Annotated in this window: 14 protein-coding genes; 7 read left to right on the forward strand and 7 right to left on the reverse strand. The window is 70.4% G+C overall.

Annotated features, from left to right (window positions below; genetic code table 11):
* Nucleotides 1-50 precede the first annotated feature (50 nt).
* The 3 genes from EBE87_RS05150 to EBE87_RS30280 are packed head-to-tail and all read right to left on the reverse strand — an operon-like array spanning nucleotide 51 to nucleotide 2510.
* Nucleotides 51-488 carry a GNAT family N-acetyltransferase gene (locus EBE87_RS05150; protein ID WP_233553530.1) on the reverse strand — a complete coding sequence of 146 codons (438 nt, stop codon included), beginning with the start codon at nucleotides 486-488 and terminating at the stop codon, nucleotides 51-53.
* A complete protein-coding gene (locus tag EBE87_RS05155) occupies nucleotides 488-955 on the reverse strand; it encodes a RidA family protein (RefSeq protein ID WP_120641133.1) in 468 nt (155 codons plus the stop codon). Before EBE87_RS05155 ends, EBE87_RS05150 begins: the two co-directional genes overlap by 1 nt.
* 28 nt (nucleotides 956-983) lie before the next feature.
* A complete protein-coding gene (locus EBE87_RS30280; protein WP_147465022.1) occupies nucleotides 984-2510 on the reverse strand; it encodes a hypothetical protein in 1527 nt (508 codons plus the stop codon).
* Nucleotides 2511-2702: 192 nt separating this feature from the next.
* On the opposite strand from EBE87_RS30280, the gene EBE87_RS05165 reads away from it, so the two are divergent.
* The 7 genes from EBE87_RS05165 (at nucleotide 2703) to EBE87_RS05195 (ending at nucleotide 8394) form a co-directional block, all read left to right on the forward strand.
* Nucleotides 2703-3059, forward strand: a complete 357-nt coding sequence (locus tag EBE87_RS05165; protein WP_120639719.1) for an NADH:ubiquinone oxidoreductase subunit NDUFA12 — start codon at nucleotides 2703-2705, stop codon at nucleotides 3057-3059.
* An 8-nt stretch (nucleotides 3060-3067) separates the two neighbouring features.
* Nucleotides 3068-3616: an outer membrane lipid asymmetry maintenance protein MlaD gene (mlaD, locus tag EBE87_RS05170; RefSeq protein WP_120639720.1), complete on the forward strand. Its 549-nt coding sequence runs from the start codon at nucleotides 3068-3070 to the stop codon at nucleotides 3614-3616.
* Nucleotides 3613-3864, forward strand: a complete 252-nt coding sequence (locus EBE87_RS05175) for a hypothetical protein (RefSeq protein ID WP_120639721.1) — start codon at nucleotides 3613-3615, stop codon at nucleotides 3862-3864. The genes mlaD and EBE87_RS05175 overlap by 4 nt, the downstream gene beginning before the upstream one ends.
* Nucleotides 3861-4256 carry a DUF2155 domain-containing protein gene (locus EBE87_RS05180; RefSeq protein WP_120639722.1) on the forward strand — a complete coding sequence of 132 codons (396 nt, stop codon included), beginning with the start codon at nucleotides 3861-3863 and terminating at the stop codon, nucleotides 4254-4256. The genes EBE87_RS05175 and EBE87_RS05180 overlap by 4 nt, the downstream gene beginning before the upstream one ends.
* Before the next feature lie 136 nt (nucleotides 4257-4392).
* Nucleotides 4393-5160, forward strand: a complete 768-nt coding sequence (gene otsB, locus EBE87_RS05185) for a trehalose-phosphatase (RefSeq protein WP_120639723.1) — start codon at nucleotides 4393-4395, stop codon at nucleotides 5158-5160.
* A gap of 10 nt (nucleotides 5161-5170) precedes the next feature.
* Nucleotides 5171-6964: a glycoside hydrolase family 15 protein gene (locus EBE87_RS05190; RefSeq protein WP_120639724.1), complete on the forward strand. Its 1794-nt coding sequence runs from the start codon at nucleotides 5171-5173 to the stop codon at nucleotides 6962-6964.
* Complete coding sequence (locus EBE87_RS05195) at nucleotides 6952-8394, forward strand: alpha,alpha-trehalose-phosphate synthase (UDP-forming) (RefSeq protein ID WP_120639725.1); 1443 nt, start codon at nucleotides 6952-6954, stop codon at nucleotides 8392-8394. Before EBE87_RS05190 ends, EBE87_RS05195 begins: the two co-directional genes overlap by 13 nt.
* 64 nt (nucleotides 8395-8458) lie before the next feature.
* On the opposite strand, the gene EBE87_RS05200 is transcribed toward EBE87_RS05195, so the two are convergent.
* The 4 genes from EBE87_RS05200 to EBE87_RS05215 form a co-directional block, all read right to left on the reverse strand.
* A complete protein-coding gene (locus tag EBE87_RS05200) occupies nucleotides 8459-8869 on the reverse strand; it encodes a hypothetical protein (protein ID WP_120639726.1) in 411 nt (136 codons plus the stop codon).
* 102 nt (nucleotides 8870-8971) lie between these two features.
* Nucleotides 8972-10489 (reverse strand): serine hydrolase domain-containing protein, encoded by a 1518-nt coding sequence (locus EBE87_RS05205; protein WP_233553340.1) that lies wholly within the window; start codon nucleotides 10487-10489, stop codon nucleotides 8972-8974.
* 4 nt (nucleotides 10490-10493) lie between these two features.
* Nucleotides 10494-12089, reverse strand: coding sequence for an ABC transporter substrate-binding protein (locus tag EBE87_RS05210; RefSeq protein ID WP_120639728.1), 1596 nt, complete (start codon nucleotides 12087-12089; stop codon nucleotides 10494-10496).
* 96 nt (nucleotides 12090-12185) lie between these two features.
* Nucleotides 12186-12890, reverse strand: a complete 705-nt coding sequence (locus EBE87_RS05215) for an aspartate/glutamate racemase family protein (protein WP_367604521.1) — start codon at nucleotides 12888-12890, stop codon at nucleotides 12186-12188.
* Between the last annotated feature and the right edge of the window lie 6 nt (nucleotides 12891-12896).

Below are 12896 nucleotides of genomic sequence, written 5' to 3' on the forward strand. Positions count from 1 at the left end.
CGCTTGCAGGCCGCCGCAGATGTGCGGATGCGAGGGGCGCGCGGCAAGGCTCAGGCGGCGGCGAAGCGCTTCATGTAGAAATACTTGGCCTGGCCGGGGCGCGGATAGTCCGGCAGCGTGCCGACGCGGTGGTAGCCCTGCTTCTCGTAGAAGCCGGCGGCCTGGAAGCTCAGCGTATCCAGGTAGCTGCCGACACAGCCGCGCGCCCGTGCCTCATCCTCCGCCGCGCCCAGGATGCGGGCGCCCTGGCCGCCGCCGCGCAGGTCCTCGGGCAGGTAGAAGGTATCGACATAGAGCCAGCCGTAGCGGGTGCGGCCGGTCAGGCCGCCCCGCACCGCGCCGGAGGCCGGGTCCCGCACCACGACGGAGAGCGGACGGCTGTCCGGCGCCCCGGCGAAGCGGGCGTTATGCCCCAGCAACCCATCCAGCAGCGCCTGCGCGATGCTTGGGTCGGCGCTGTCGGTGACCTCCAGTTCGGCGAGCATCATCAGGCGATCTCGAACATGCCTTCCACCTCGACCGCCGCATCCCCGGGCAGGGAGGGCACGCCGATGGTGGAGCGGGCATGCCGCCCGGCCTCACCGAACACTTCCACCGCGAGGTCGGAGGCGCCGTTCATCACCAGCGCGTGCTGGGTGAATTCCGGCCCGGCGGCGATGAAGCCGCCCAGGCGCACCACGCGCTTCACGCGGTCCAGGTCGCCCACCGCCGCCTTCACCTGCGCCACCACATTGATCAGGCAGATGCGGGCGGCCGCCGTGGCCTGCTCCACCGAGACCCCCGCGCCGACCTTGCCGGTGCAGGCGATCTTGCCCTCCACCAGCGGGATCTGGCCGGAGACCACCAGCAGGTTGGGGCCGGCGAAGTTGAAGCCGACGTAGTTGGCGATGGGCGCGGCCGGCGTGGGCAGCGTGATGCCGAGCGCGGCGAGGCGCCCTTCAACGGTTCCGGTCATCAAGGCACTCCTGGGGAGAAAAAGAGGGTCAGCCCACCAGCCGCAACCGGCTCCGCCGGGCGGCGGGGCTGGGCTTGGCGGGCAGCGCCAGGGGCAGCTGCGGCGCATCGGCCCGCACGGGGGCGGTGCCGGTGGCGCAGTCTTCCTCGGACGGGTCGGGCCAGAGGTGGCGGGCCTCGGCGCCATCGAGGTAAGCGCAGGCGAGGCGGCGGAAGGCCCAGTCCAGCACCGAGGTGGCGCGGCGGATCTCCGGGTCACCCTCCACGGTGCCGCAGGGGCCGCCCTGGCCATAGGCCACGGCCTGCACATAGTCCGACAGCGGCATGCCGCGCGCGAGGCCGAGGTTCACCACATGAACAAAGCTGTCCATCAGCCCGCGGAAGGCGGCGCCATCACGCGCCATGGCCAGGCCGATGCTGGCCAAGCCGCCATCGGGTGCCTCGGTGGTGGTCAGGGTCACGCGGTGGCCGGCCAGGGTCACGCGCCAGACCTGCCCACGGGCGGTGGCCGGGCGCGGCGGCGGCAGCGGCCGGGCCGGCTGCGGCTGCGCGGCCGGCGCCGGGGCGGCGGCATGGAGGTAGGGGCGCACGGCGGCTTCCATGGCCGCGCGGGCGGCGGCGGGCACCGGGGCCAGCAGCGACTCGGCGGGGAAGCCCAGCGCGGCGGCGCGGCGGGCGGCACGGGTGGGCTGCTCGGCGGCGCGGCCATCCGGGCCATGCACGAAGCGGGTGGGCCCCTGGGCCGGGGCGAGGCCGCCGGTCTCGGCGCCCAGCAGCCCCTCGGCGGCATCGACGGGGGTTAGGGCCAGCAGGGCGGCATGGCGCAGCCCGCCGGAGCGGCCGGCCCGCTCCAGCGCTTCCCGCGCGGCGGCGGCGAGGCCGGGCACGGCGCAGGCGGCCGGCGGGGTCGGCCAGAAGAGGCAGGCGGATTCGCGCGGGCCCTGGCGCTGCGCCAGCTCGGCGCTGGCGGCCTCGGCGGCACCACGGGTCAGGGCGGTCAGGCAGGCGGCGGCATCGCGCGCGGCGGCGGAATCATAGGGCAGGCCCAGCGCCGCCAGCAGCCCAGCGAGGTCGGCGAAGCCGAGTCGCAGCGCCATGGCCTTGCCGGCGGTGAGGATATCCAGCGCCTGGACGGCGGTGGCCACGGCACCGGCATAGGCCGGGATGTCGAAGCCGCCGGCATCATCCAGGAAGGCCGGCAGGTTCAGCACGAAGCGCGGCTCGGCCTTGGGCTCGTTGCGCCAGGTGGCGGCGCCGGGGGCGCCCCGGCGCTCCAGCACCAGGGCGTGCAGCGCCCCGGAGAGCGCGGCGCCGCCGGCTTCATCCAGCAGGGAAAGCTTGCGGCCCTGGGCCACCAGCCGGCCGATCCAGCCCTGGGCCAGCGCCGGCAGGGAGACGGAGCCCTGCCCTGGGGCCAGGGCGGCCAGAGCCGCCGCGGCCTCGTCCTCCCAGGCCGCGGGCAGCGCCACGGGGCGCGCGGCGGCATCCGGGTCGGCCTGCGCCCGCATGCGCCGCAGCGCGATTCCCGCCCAGACCGTGCCTGCCATTCGTTCCATGTCCATATGCTAGGATGAGGCCGCGCGGGGCGGAAGTCACATCGGGTGGTGAATCCGACTCAGGCGCCCCAGATATGGTGCGACGCAACCCCGACCTTTCGCGCGGCGCCTGCATGTGCGAAGGAAGCGCCGGGACGCGCCCCCGCGCCGCCACACTGTTTCCCCCCTTTGCCTGATGGAACCGACCGCGTCATGTCCTTCCTGCATCGGCTGACCACTGGCTTCGCCGTCAGCGAGATCGGCACCGACCGCTTCGGCAATACCTACTACGAGAGCAAGCGCGACTGGCTGAACTACGGCCGCAAGCGCCGCTACGTGGTTTATTCCGGGACGCCCGAAGCCACCAAGGTGCCGCCCGAGTGGCATGCCTGGCTGCACCACACCACCGATGCCCCGCTGTCGGAGAAGAAAAAGTATCCGTGGCAGCAGGAGCACCGCCCCAATCCGACCGGCACGGCCCAGGCCTACCGTCCCGTCGGCCATGACCACGCCACGGGGCACCGCCAGGTGACCACGGGCGATTATGAAGCCTGGACTCCAGGTAGCTGAACGGTTCCATGCAACGTAGAAGCCTCGCCGAGATCCTGACCGGCGCCGTCGTGCTGTTGGTTGCCCTTGGCTTCCTGATCTATGCCGTCAGCAGCTCTGGCCGCAGCTTCGCCAGCAGCGACGGGATCGAGCTGTCCGCGCGCTTCGACCGGATCGACGGGCTGCAGCCCGGCGCCGATGTCCGCATCGGCGGCGTCAAGGTCGGCAGCGTGGTGGACCAGCGGATCGACCCCCTCACCTTCCTGGCCGTGCTGCGGCTGCGGGTGAACGGCGACCTGAAGCTGCCCACCGACACCTCCGCCGAGATCACCTCGGAAAGCCTGCTGGGCGGCAAGTATGTCGCGCTGGTGCCGGGCGGGGAGGAGAAGGTGCTGGCCAACGGTGACCAGATCACCATCACCCAGTCCGCCGTCAGCCTGGAGTCGCTGCTGGGCCGCTTCATCTTCTCGGTGACCGAGCTGGCTTCCAGCCGCAGCGAGGAAGAGCGGAACAACAACGAGGACGCCAAGCCCGCTCCGGCCCCGGCCGCCCCGCGCGGCGGCGCCCCGGCCCGATGAGCGCCACCCCGGAAGGATCGGCGCCGCCGGCCGTCTGGCCGGGCGCCGACGGCCAGCCCGTCTCCTGCCGGGAGAAGCTGAAGATGCTGGCGGAAAACCACGCGGAGGCGGCCCAGGTGCTGCGCGATGTCTTCGAGGATGCCGTGCTGATGGGCGTGGACGAGGCCGCCATGCGCCGCATCCTGGCCGGGCTGGTCGAAGCGCTGCCCAGCCCGCGCCAGAAGAACGCCGGGGGCGGCGCGGCATGAGGGCGGTGCTCGGCCTGCTGGCGGCGCTGTGCTGCGCGGCCCCGCTGCTGCCCTTCACCGCCTCTCCGGCCCTGGCCCAGATGGATGCGGGCTGGGAGCCGAAGCAGGAAGCGGAGCTGCAGGCGCTGGACAAGGTGACGGCGCGCATCACCATCCTGAAGGCGCGGCTGAACCAGCCCATCACCTTCGGCACGCTGCGGGTGACCGTGAAGGCCTGCAATGCCCGCCCGCCGGAGGAAGTGCCCGATGCCGCCGCCTGGCTGCAGGTGGATGAGACCCGCGAGGGCAGCGGCGGCCGCCCGGTCTTCCAGGGCTGGATGTTCGCCAATGCCCCCGGCATCGCGATGCTGGAGCATCCGGTCTACGACCTGCGCGTGTTGCAGTGCCGCTGAGGCTGCCGCCACGGCACCTCACGCCTAAGTGACATTGGCAATCAACGCGGCGGAATAGGGCGAAATCGCGGCAGGGCCCTGAAGGCGCCCTTGCCTGGGGTTTGCGGATGGCTCCACCACGGCCATATCGGAAGCCATGCCGCAGACCGCCTCCTCCGACCTGCCGCCGCTGCCCGGTGCCCGCGCAGCCCTGTTCCTGGATTTCGACGGCACGCTGATCGACATCGCGCCGCGCCCTGATGCCGTGGTGGTGCCGCCGGACCTGCCGCCGCTGCTGGCGCGGCTCTCCGCGCAGCTGGGCGGCGCCGTGGCCATCGTCACCGGTCGTGGGCTGGATGTGGCGCGTGGGCTGACCGGCAACCCGCCCGTCGGCTTCGCCTGCGAGCATGGCACCGTGATCGACGCTTCCGGCATCGGCGCCGCCATCCCGCCCCTGCCCGAGCCCAGCGGCCCGCCCGAAGGCTGGCGCGAGGCCGCCGCCGAATTCGTCGCCGACCGCCCCGGCATGCTGCTGGAGCACAAGAACTACGGTTTTGTTCTGCATTTCCGCGCCGTGCCGGAACGCGGCGAGGAAGCCACCGCCTTCCTGAAGCGGATGGTGGAAGGCACCCACTTCCAGGTCATCCCCGCCCATGCGGCGGCCGAGCTGCGCCCCAAGGGCAGCGACAAGGGCGTGGCCACCGACTGGCTGATGCGCCACCCGCCCTTTGCCGGCCGCATCCCCGTCTTCATCGGCGACGACGTGACGGATGAGGACGGCATGCGCGCCGCCCGCGCCCATGGCGGCGAAGGCTACCGTGTGCCGGAGCGCTTCCCGGCCGGCCCGGCCGATGTGCGCGCCTGGCTGCGCCGCCTGGCGGAAAGCCTGCCCGCGGCCTCCCAACCCGCCGAGGGAGCGGCATGAGGCGGACGGCGTGAGCCAGCCCCTCGACCTCGCCCCCGTCGGCAATGGCATCATTGCCGCGCTGTTCGACCGCATCGGCCGCTGCTCCTGGCTCTGCTGGCCGCGCCTCGACGGCGACCCCGTCTTTTGCGCCCTGCTGGGTGGCGAGGCGCCAGAGGACGGCTTCATGGAAGTGGAGCTGGTCGGGCTGAAGCACAGCCGCCAGAGCTACCGCCGCAACACCGCCGTGCTGGAAACGGAGCTGGAGGACGAGAACGGCGCCCGGCTGCGCATCATCGATGCCGCGCCGCGCTTCAGCCGCTTCGGCCGCAGCTTCCGCCCGCCCATGCTGGTGCGGCGGATCGAGCCGCTCTCCGGCACGCCGCTGATCCGCCTGCGGGCGCGGCCGCGTGGCGACTGGGGCAAGGACGCGCCGATCAAGCGCGCCGGCAGCAACCACCTGCGCTTCTTCACCGAGACCCAGGCGCTGCGCGTCACCACCGATGCGCCGCTGGTCTGCCTGGCGGAGGAAGCGCCCTTCCTGCTGGACCGCCCGGTCTCGATCATCCTCGGCCCCGACGAGACGGTGCCGGAGAATACCGAGAGCCTGGTGGAGGACTTCATCCGCCACACCACCAGCTACTGGCTGGACTGGTCGCGCGGGCTGCACCTGCCCTTCGAATGGCAGGATGCGGTGATCCGCGCCGCCATCACGCTGAAGATGTGCGCCTTCGAGGAAACCGGGGCCGTCGTCGCCGCCCTGACCACCTCCATCCCCGAGGCGCCGGATACCGAGCGCAACTGGGACTACCGCTACTGCTGGCTGCGGGATGCTTTCTTCACAGTGCAGGCGCTGAACCGCCTCGGCACCACCCGCACCATGGAGGACTACATCCGCTACGTGACCAACGTGGTGGCCATCTCCCCCGGCGGCGTGCTGCGGCCCTGCTACCCGCTGGTGCCCTCCCTGCCCATGCCGGAGCGGATCGAGGAAGCGCTGCCCGGCTTCCTGGGCATGGGCCCGGTGCGCGTCGGCAATGCGGCGGCGGAGCAGATCCAGAACGACGTCTATGGCTCCGTCATCATGGCGGCGGCGCAGATGTTCTTTGACCGCCGCCTGCCCCGCCCGGCGGGCGAGCCGCTGTTCCGGCTGCTGGAGCGGCTGGGCGAGCAGGCGGAGAAGCTGGCGCTGCAGCCCGATGCCGGCATCTGGGAATACCGGGGGCGGGAGCGGACCCATACCTTCTCCGCCGCCATGTGCTGGGCGGGGCTGGCGCGGCTGTCCGGCATCGCCCGCCACCTGGGGCTGGAGCAGGAAGCGGAGCGCTGGGCAGCCTCCGCCCGCAACCTGCATGGCGTTATCTGCGAGCGCGCCTTCCGCCCGCACCTCAACAGCTTCGTGGAAAGCTTCGAGTCGGACGGCATGGACGCGGCGCTGCTGCTGCTGGCGGAGATCGGCTTCCTGCCCGCCACCGACCCGCGCTTCCTCGGCACCCTGGACCGGGTGACGCAGCGGCTGCTGCATGAGGGTTTCATCTATCGCTACGATATGGCTGACGATTTCGGGCGGCCTGAAACCGCCTTCCTGGTTTGTTCATTCTGGTATGTGGACGCGCTCGCCGCGGCGGGCCGGCAGGATGAAGCGCGAGCAATGTTCGGGAGGATTTTGTCGTGCCGGAATCATCTGGGACTGCTGGCCGAGGACCTGGACCCGAAGCGGAACCATCTGTGGGGGAACTTTCCACAGACCTATTCGCACGTTGGCCTGATCCTCTCGGCGATGCGTTTGAGCCGTTCATGGGAGCACGGTCTGTGGGGCGGTTGATTGTTGTCTCGAACCGCGTCGCCCTGCCACGCCGTGGGGAACCCACGGCGGGCGGGCTGGCGGTGGCACTGAAGGATGTGCTGAAGTCCAATGGCGGCCTCTGGTTCGGCTGGAGCGGGGAAACCACCAAGGGCCCTACCACCGGCGAGCTGAAGACCGTCCGCTACCAGGGCATCGACTACGCCACCATCGACCTCAACGAGAACGATTACAAAGGCTTCTACGCCGGCTATTCCAACAACATCCTGTGGCCGCTGTTCCATTTCCGCATCGGGCTGCTGGAATACGACCGCAAGCAGGCCGACGCCTACCGGCGCGTCAACCGCGACTTCGCCAAGGCGCTGATGCCGCTGCTGGGGCCGGATGACACCATCTGGATCCATGACTACCAGATGATTCCACTGGGCGCCGAGTTGCGGGCGCTGGGCGCCAAGCAGCGTATCGGCTTCTTTCTGCACATCCCCTTCCCGCCCTGGGCGGTCTTTTCCGCCCTGCCGGACGCCGACAGGCTGCTGCGCGATCTACTGGCCTACGACCTGGTAGGCGTGCAGACGCAGCGCGACCTCAGCGGCATGATCGACTCCCTGCGCCACGGCCTGGACCTGCGGACGGATGCCGATTGCGGCGTGGTCAGCAGCGCCTGGGGGCCGAAGCGCCGCACGCAGCTGTCCCATCACGCCATCGGCATCGATACCCGCGCCTTTGCGACCGTCGCGCGCAAGTCGGCCTTCGGTCCCGACGCGCAACGGATGAGGGCCAGCATGGGCGACCGCAAGCTGATCGTGGGCGCCGAGCGGCTGGACTACACCAAGGGCCTGCCGCACCGCCTGCGCGGCTTCGGCGCCTTGCTGGACAACTTCCCGGAGCACCTGAACAAGGTCACCTACTTCCAGGTCGCCGCGCGCAGCCGCAACGAGGTCGCCAGCTACCGCGACCTGAAGCGGGAACTGGACACCCTGGCCGGCCGCATCAACGGCGACCACGCGGAATTCGACTGGACGCCCGTGCGCTACGTGGCCCGCGCGGTGGCGCGGGATACGCTGGCCGGCTTCTACCGCCTGGCGGATGTCGGGCTGGTGACGCCGCTGCGGGACGGCATGAACCTGGTGGCCAAGGAATACGTTGCCGCCCAGGACCCGGAAAACCCTGGCGTGCTGGTGCTCTCCTCCTTCGCCGGCGCGGCCGAGACCATGGACGGCGCCCTGCTGGTGAACCCGCTGGATGCCGAGGCCATGGCCGAGCAGCTCCACCGCGCGCTGAAAATGCCGCTGGGCGAGCGCAAGGAACGCTGGGCCGGCATGATGGCGGGACTGGAGGAACAGACGGCCGCGCGCTGGGCGGAGAACTTCCTCAACGAGCTGGAGGAACAGGTGCTGCCGGTGGAGCCGCCGGCGGGGCTGGCCTCGGCTGGGGCCGGCATACGGAACTGAAGCAAGGCCGGGGGAAGGAATTCCCCCGGACCCCCATCTTCTTTTCTTCGAGTTTTTCGGCCGGTCAGCGAGGCGGGCGGCGCTTCCGGAAGACATCCCACACCAGATAGCAGCCGGGGGCGATGACGCTTCCCAGAAACAGCCCGATGCAGACCACGGCTTCGGCGGGCTGGACGTAGATGGTCATCATCCTGCCCCCTCGGCCGGCGGGAAAGTGCAGGGCCTCCGTATGGCCTGTCTCCACCGATGGCCTGAGCGGGGAATGCAGGCTCAGCATGAACCAGCAGCAGATGCTGAGCAGCAGGAAAACCAGGAACAATGCGCCGAGGATGAGAAGCTGGCGGCGTTCGGCCGGGTCCGCCGGCGGCTGGTAGGGCGTTGGAGTGAAGCCGCTGTAGCGCGAGGGCGGCTCATCAGGCACCCCGGTCCAGGCTGAGGAAGAGATCGGGCGGCGCGGTCCGGCATCATCCTGCATGCCTGAACATTACCATGTGGCATGCGATCGCCGCTGCCGCGGGCGCATCAGACTCGAAGAAAAGAAGATGGGGGTCCGGGGGAATTCCTTCCCCGGCCTGTTTCACCCCCGCCGGAAGCGCAGCACCCGGCTGCGATGGCTGACCAGCGCCACCTCGTCCCCCTTAAAGCTCAGGCTGAACTGCTTGTTCCAGGGGCCATCCGGCAGGGTCGCCAGCAGGCGCCCCTCACCCAGCGGGCGCAGCCGGGCCGTCATGCGGGCGGGGCCGATGCCGGTGGCGAGCGTCTCGCCCTCGATGTCGAAACCGGCATGATAGGCGGGGCAGCGCCAGGGGCCTTGCGCCGCCGCCGGCACAGCCTCGGCCGCCACGGGGCGGAAGTGGCGGGCGACATGACCGATTTCGCCCTCGATGCCGCTGCCCTCGGCGCGCAGGCGCATGGGGTTGTGGGCGGAAAGGGAAACGGCCCAGCCGGCATCGCCCTGGTAGAGCACCTCGCTGGCGCCGAGGAAGCTGGCGGTATTGCCGGTAACCTCCAGCCAATGGCCGGTGCCGGGCTCGGCATACAGACCTTCGGGCAGGCTGGCCGGGGGCGGCATCTCCTGGCCCAGCAGGGCGGCCATGGTGCGCAGCGCGAGGCCATAGGCGCCGGTATCCTCGCGGTTGGAGACCACGACGATGCCGAGGCCGGGCTCCGGCGCCAGCAGCAGGTAGGTCTTGTAGCCGGCGTGCGACCCGCCATGGCCCACCAGCGCCACAGGCCCCAGCCGTCCGTGGGCCAGGCCCAGGCCATAGGCGGTGGCGCGGCCATCCAGCAGGTGGCGCGGCGCGGCCTGCTCGGCCAGCAGCCCAGCGGCGGGGCCACGGTTGGCCAGCACCGCCTGGCCCCAGATGGCCAGCGCCCGTCCGCTGCCGGTCAGGCTGCCGGAAGCCGAGAGATGCAGGCCGGCATTGCCAAGCTGCCAGCCCATGGCGCCTTTCCAGTAGCCGGGGACAAGGCCGGGGATAGGGTCGAACCAGGTCTCCGGTGCCCGCCATGCGATGCCGAGGGGGGCGCCGATCTCGGCTTGCACCCAGTCGTCGAAGACGATGCCCTGGCGCGCCAGCGCGGTTTCCACCAGCCGGTAGCCGGTATTGGAATAGGAAATCTCCCGCCCCGCCGGGAAGTTCAGCGCGCCCAGGCTGGCGATGAAGTCCAGCAGCGGCGCCGCATCCGTGGCGGTGTGGACGGAAAGGCCCAGCAGGCTCAGCGTCTCCCGTACATCCGGCAACCCGCCGGTCATGTCCAGGGCGCGGCCGACGGAAACCTCGGCCATGGGGCCGCGCAATTCCGGCAGGTGGCGGCCCAGCGGATGGCCCAGCGCCACGCGGTCGCGGTGGCGGCGCTGCATGGCGGCCAGCACATGCTTGGTGACGGAGGCGTAGCGCACCACGCTGTCGGCGCTGAAGGCGGCGCCGGTGGAAAGGCTCTCCAGCCCCGCCGCCACCGCCACGGGGATGCTGTGGGTATCGAAGGCGAGGATGGCGCCGCCCGGCGCCCCCTCCTCCGCCGCCCAGGGCGCGACCAGTTCGGCGGCCCGGGCTTCGGCAGCGGCCCAATCAGGCTTGCCGGTGGGTGCCACCGCCTCAGCCCTTGCGGACGAAGTCGTAGGAATTGGCATCGGCCAGCGTGCCGAGCCGCACCCCCGTCACGTCCTCGCGGCAAGCGGCGGTGTTCACAGCCTGCAGCATGAAGACGAAGGGCGCGCGCTCCATGCTGTCCCGCTGCATCGCCTCGTACATCGCCAGGCGCTTGGCGGTATCGGCCTCCTGCAAGGCGGCCTGGGCGCGGGCGGTCAGGTCCGCGTCCTGCCAGGAATTGCGCCAGGCCAGGGTGCGGTTGCGGGCATCGGGGCTGTTGTCGGTGTTGACGCAGAAGGCCTCGGCATTGCTGTTGGGGTCGAAGTAGTCGACGCCCCAGGAGGTCAGCGCAGCCTCGTGCTGGCGGGCACGGGTCTTGGTCAGCACCTGCCGGTTCTCGCCCGGCATCAGCCGCAGCCTGATGCCGATGGCGGCGAAATCCGCCTGCAAGGCCTGGGCAATATCCGGGTAGGGCTGCGCCGAGTAGTGGTCCATCACCAGCTCGAAGCCATCCGGCAGGCCGGCCTCGGCCAGCAATGCCTTGGCCTTGGCCACATCCTTCTGGAAGGGCTTGTCCGCCACCGCCGCGGGCAGGCCGACCGGCAGGAAGCTCTGCTGCACCGTATGCGTCAGCGAGGCGATGTTCTGCTGGATCGCCTGATAGTCGATCGCCCATTTGATCGCCTGCCGCACCTGCGGCTTGGCCAGGGCGGGATGCACGGTATTGAGCTGGATCAGCATCTGCGTCGTCGCCGCCTTGCGGATCAGCGTGAAGCCGGCATCGTTCTGCAGGTTGCGAAGCTGCTCGGTTGTCAGATTGCGCGCGATATCCACATCGCCATTGCGCAGCAGCAGCAACTGGGCGGAAGGATCGGTGATGTGGCGCAGCATGACGCGGCGGATCGGGCCGCGCTTGGCCTGAGCGGGGCTGGCTTCCAGGATGGCGCTCTCGCTGGCCTTCCAGGACCGCAGCAGCCAGGAGCCGGAGCCGGCGGAATTCTGCTTCAGCCAGGTGTTGCCAAGGTCGTCTCCGCTGGCGTGCTCCAGCACCGCCTTCTTGTCGACGATGCTGCCGACATTGGCGGAGAGGCAATAGAGCACGAAGCCCGGCGAGGCCTTGCCGTCCAGCGCCACCGTCAGCGTATGGGCATCCGCCGCGCGGATGCGCTCTTCCACATTGTCCCTGGTGAAGCCGAATTGGTTGATGATGAAGGCCGGTGCCTTGTTCAGCTTCACCGCGCGTTGCAGCGAGAAGGCGGCATCCTCCGCCGTCACGGGATTGCCACTGGCGAAGACGGCATCGCGCTTCAGCCTGAAGGTGATCAGCTTGCCGTCGTCCGAAACGGTCCAGGATTCCGCCAGGTCGCCTTCCAGCACATCGGGCTTGTCCGGGTTCGGGCGCAGCAGCTTCTGGTACATGTTGGCGGCGATCTCGGCCGCCACCGTCTCGAAGCTTTCCTGCGGGTCCAGGCTGGTCACGTTGTCCAGCTGCTGCGCGACGACGAGGATGGTCTTCGGCGTCTCGGCGAAGGCGCGGCTCAGCGCGTCATAGCTGAAGACGGAGGCGGCGGAAGCCGCGGCCAGGAAAGCGCGCCGGTTCATGTGGACAATCCCATATCCGTGTTGCCGCCCGCCGAAGGGCTGCCAGCCGCGATAGAACGCCCCCTGGAAGGGCGCAAGCCGACGCAGGCTTCCATGTCAGGCGCCGGAGATGGCACGCTCCACGGCAGCCTCGGCATGCAGGGCGGTGGTGTCGAAGAGCGGCACGGCGCTGTCCTCGGGCCGCACCAGCAGCATGATCTCGGTGCAGCCCAGGATCACCGCCTCCGCCCCGCGTTCCACCAGCCGCGCGATCACGGCGCGATAGGCCTCGCGGGAGGCCGGCTCGGCCCGTCCCTGCACCAGTTCCTCATAGATGACGCGGTGGACCAGGGCGCGGTCCTCCGGCTCCGGCACCAGCACCTCCAGCCCGTGCCGCTCCACCAGGCGGCCCTTGTAGAAATCCTGCTCCATGGTGAAGGCGGTGCCCAGCAGGCCGACGCGGCGCAGGCCGGCGGCACGGATACGCTCGGCCGTGGGGTCAGCGATATGCAGCAGCGGGATGCCGATGGCCGCCTGCACCTCCGCCGCCATGCGGTGCATGGTGTTGGTGCAGATCACCACGAAATCCGCCCCGCCGCGTTCCAGGCGCTGTGCCGCGGCGATCATCTCCGCCGTGGCCTCGGCCCAGCGGCCGGCATGTTGCAGCGCCTCGATCCCGGCGAAGTCGAAGGACCACATCAGGCAGCGGGCGGAATGCAGCCCGCCCAGCCGGTCACGCACCTGCTCATTGATGATGCGGTAGTACTCGGCCGAGCTTTCCCAACTCATGCCGCCCAGCAAGCCAATGACCTTCTGCGCCACCGCCAT

The sequence above is a fragment of the Teichococcus wenyumeiae genome (assembly GCF_003696345.1).
Taxonomy (GTDB): Bacteria; Pseudomonadota; Alphaproteobacteria; order Acetobacterales; family Acetobacteraceae; genus Pseudoroseomonas; species Pseudoroseomonas wenyumeiae.

Coding starts and splice junctions, on each gene's coding strand:
- EBE87_RS05165 (WP_120639719.1), top strand. CDS start 2,703: ATGTCCTTCCTGCATCGGCTGACCACTGGCTTCGCCGTCAGCGAGATC.
- EBE87_RS05180 (WP_120639722.1), top strand. CDS start 3,861: ATGAGGGCGGTGCTCGGCCTGCTGGCGGCGCTGTGCTGCGCGGCCCCG.
- EBE87_RS05200 (WP_120639726.1), bottom strand. CDS start 8,869: ATGCAGGATGATGCCGGACCGCGCCGCCCGATCTCTTCCTCAGCCTGG.
- EBE87_RS30280 (WP_147465022.1), bottom strand. CDS start 2,510: ATGGAACGAATGGCAGGCACGGTCTGGGCGGGAATCGCGCTGCGGCGC.
- EBE87_RS05175 (WP_120639721.1), top strand. CDS start 3,613: ATGAGCGCCACCCCGGAAGGATCGGCGCCGCCGGCCGTCTGGCCGGGC.
- EBE87_RS05155 (WP_120641133.1), bottom strand. CDS start 955: ATGACCGGAACCGTTGAAGGGCGCCTCGCCGCGCTCGGCATCACGCTG.
- EBE87_RS05210 (WP_120639728.1), bottom strand. CDS start 12,089: ATGAACCGGCGCGCTTTCCTGGCCGCGGCTTCCGCCGCCTCCGTCTTC.
- otsB (WP_120639723.1), top strand. CDS start 4,393: ATGCCGCAGACCGCCTCCTCCGACCTGCCGCCGCTGCCCGGTGCCCGC.
- mlaD (WP_120639720.1), top strand. CDS start 3,068: ATGCAACGTAGAAGCCTCGCCGAGATCCTGACCGGCGCCGTCGTGCTG.
- EBE87_RS05150 (WP_233553530.1), bottom strand. CDS start 488: ATGATGCTCGCCGAACTGGAGGTCACCGACAGCGCCGACCCAAGCATC.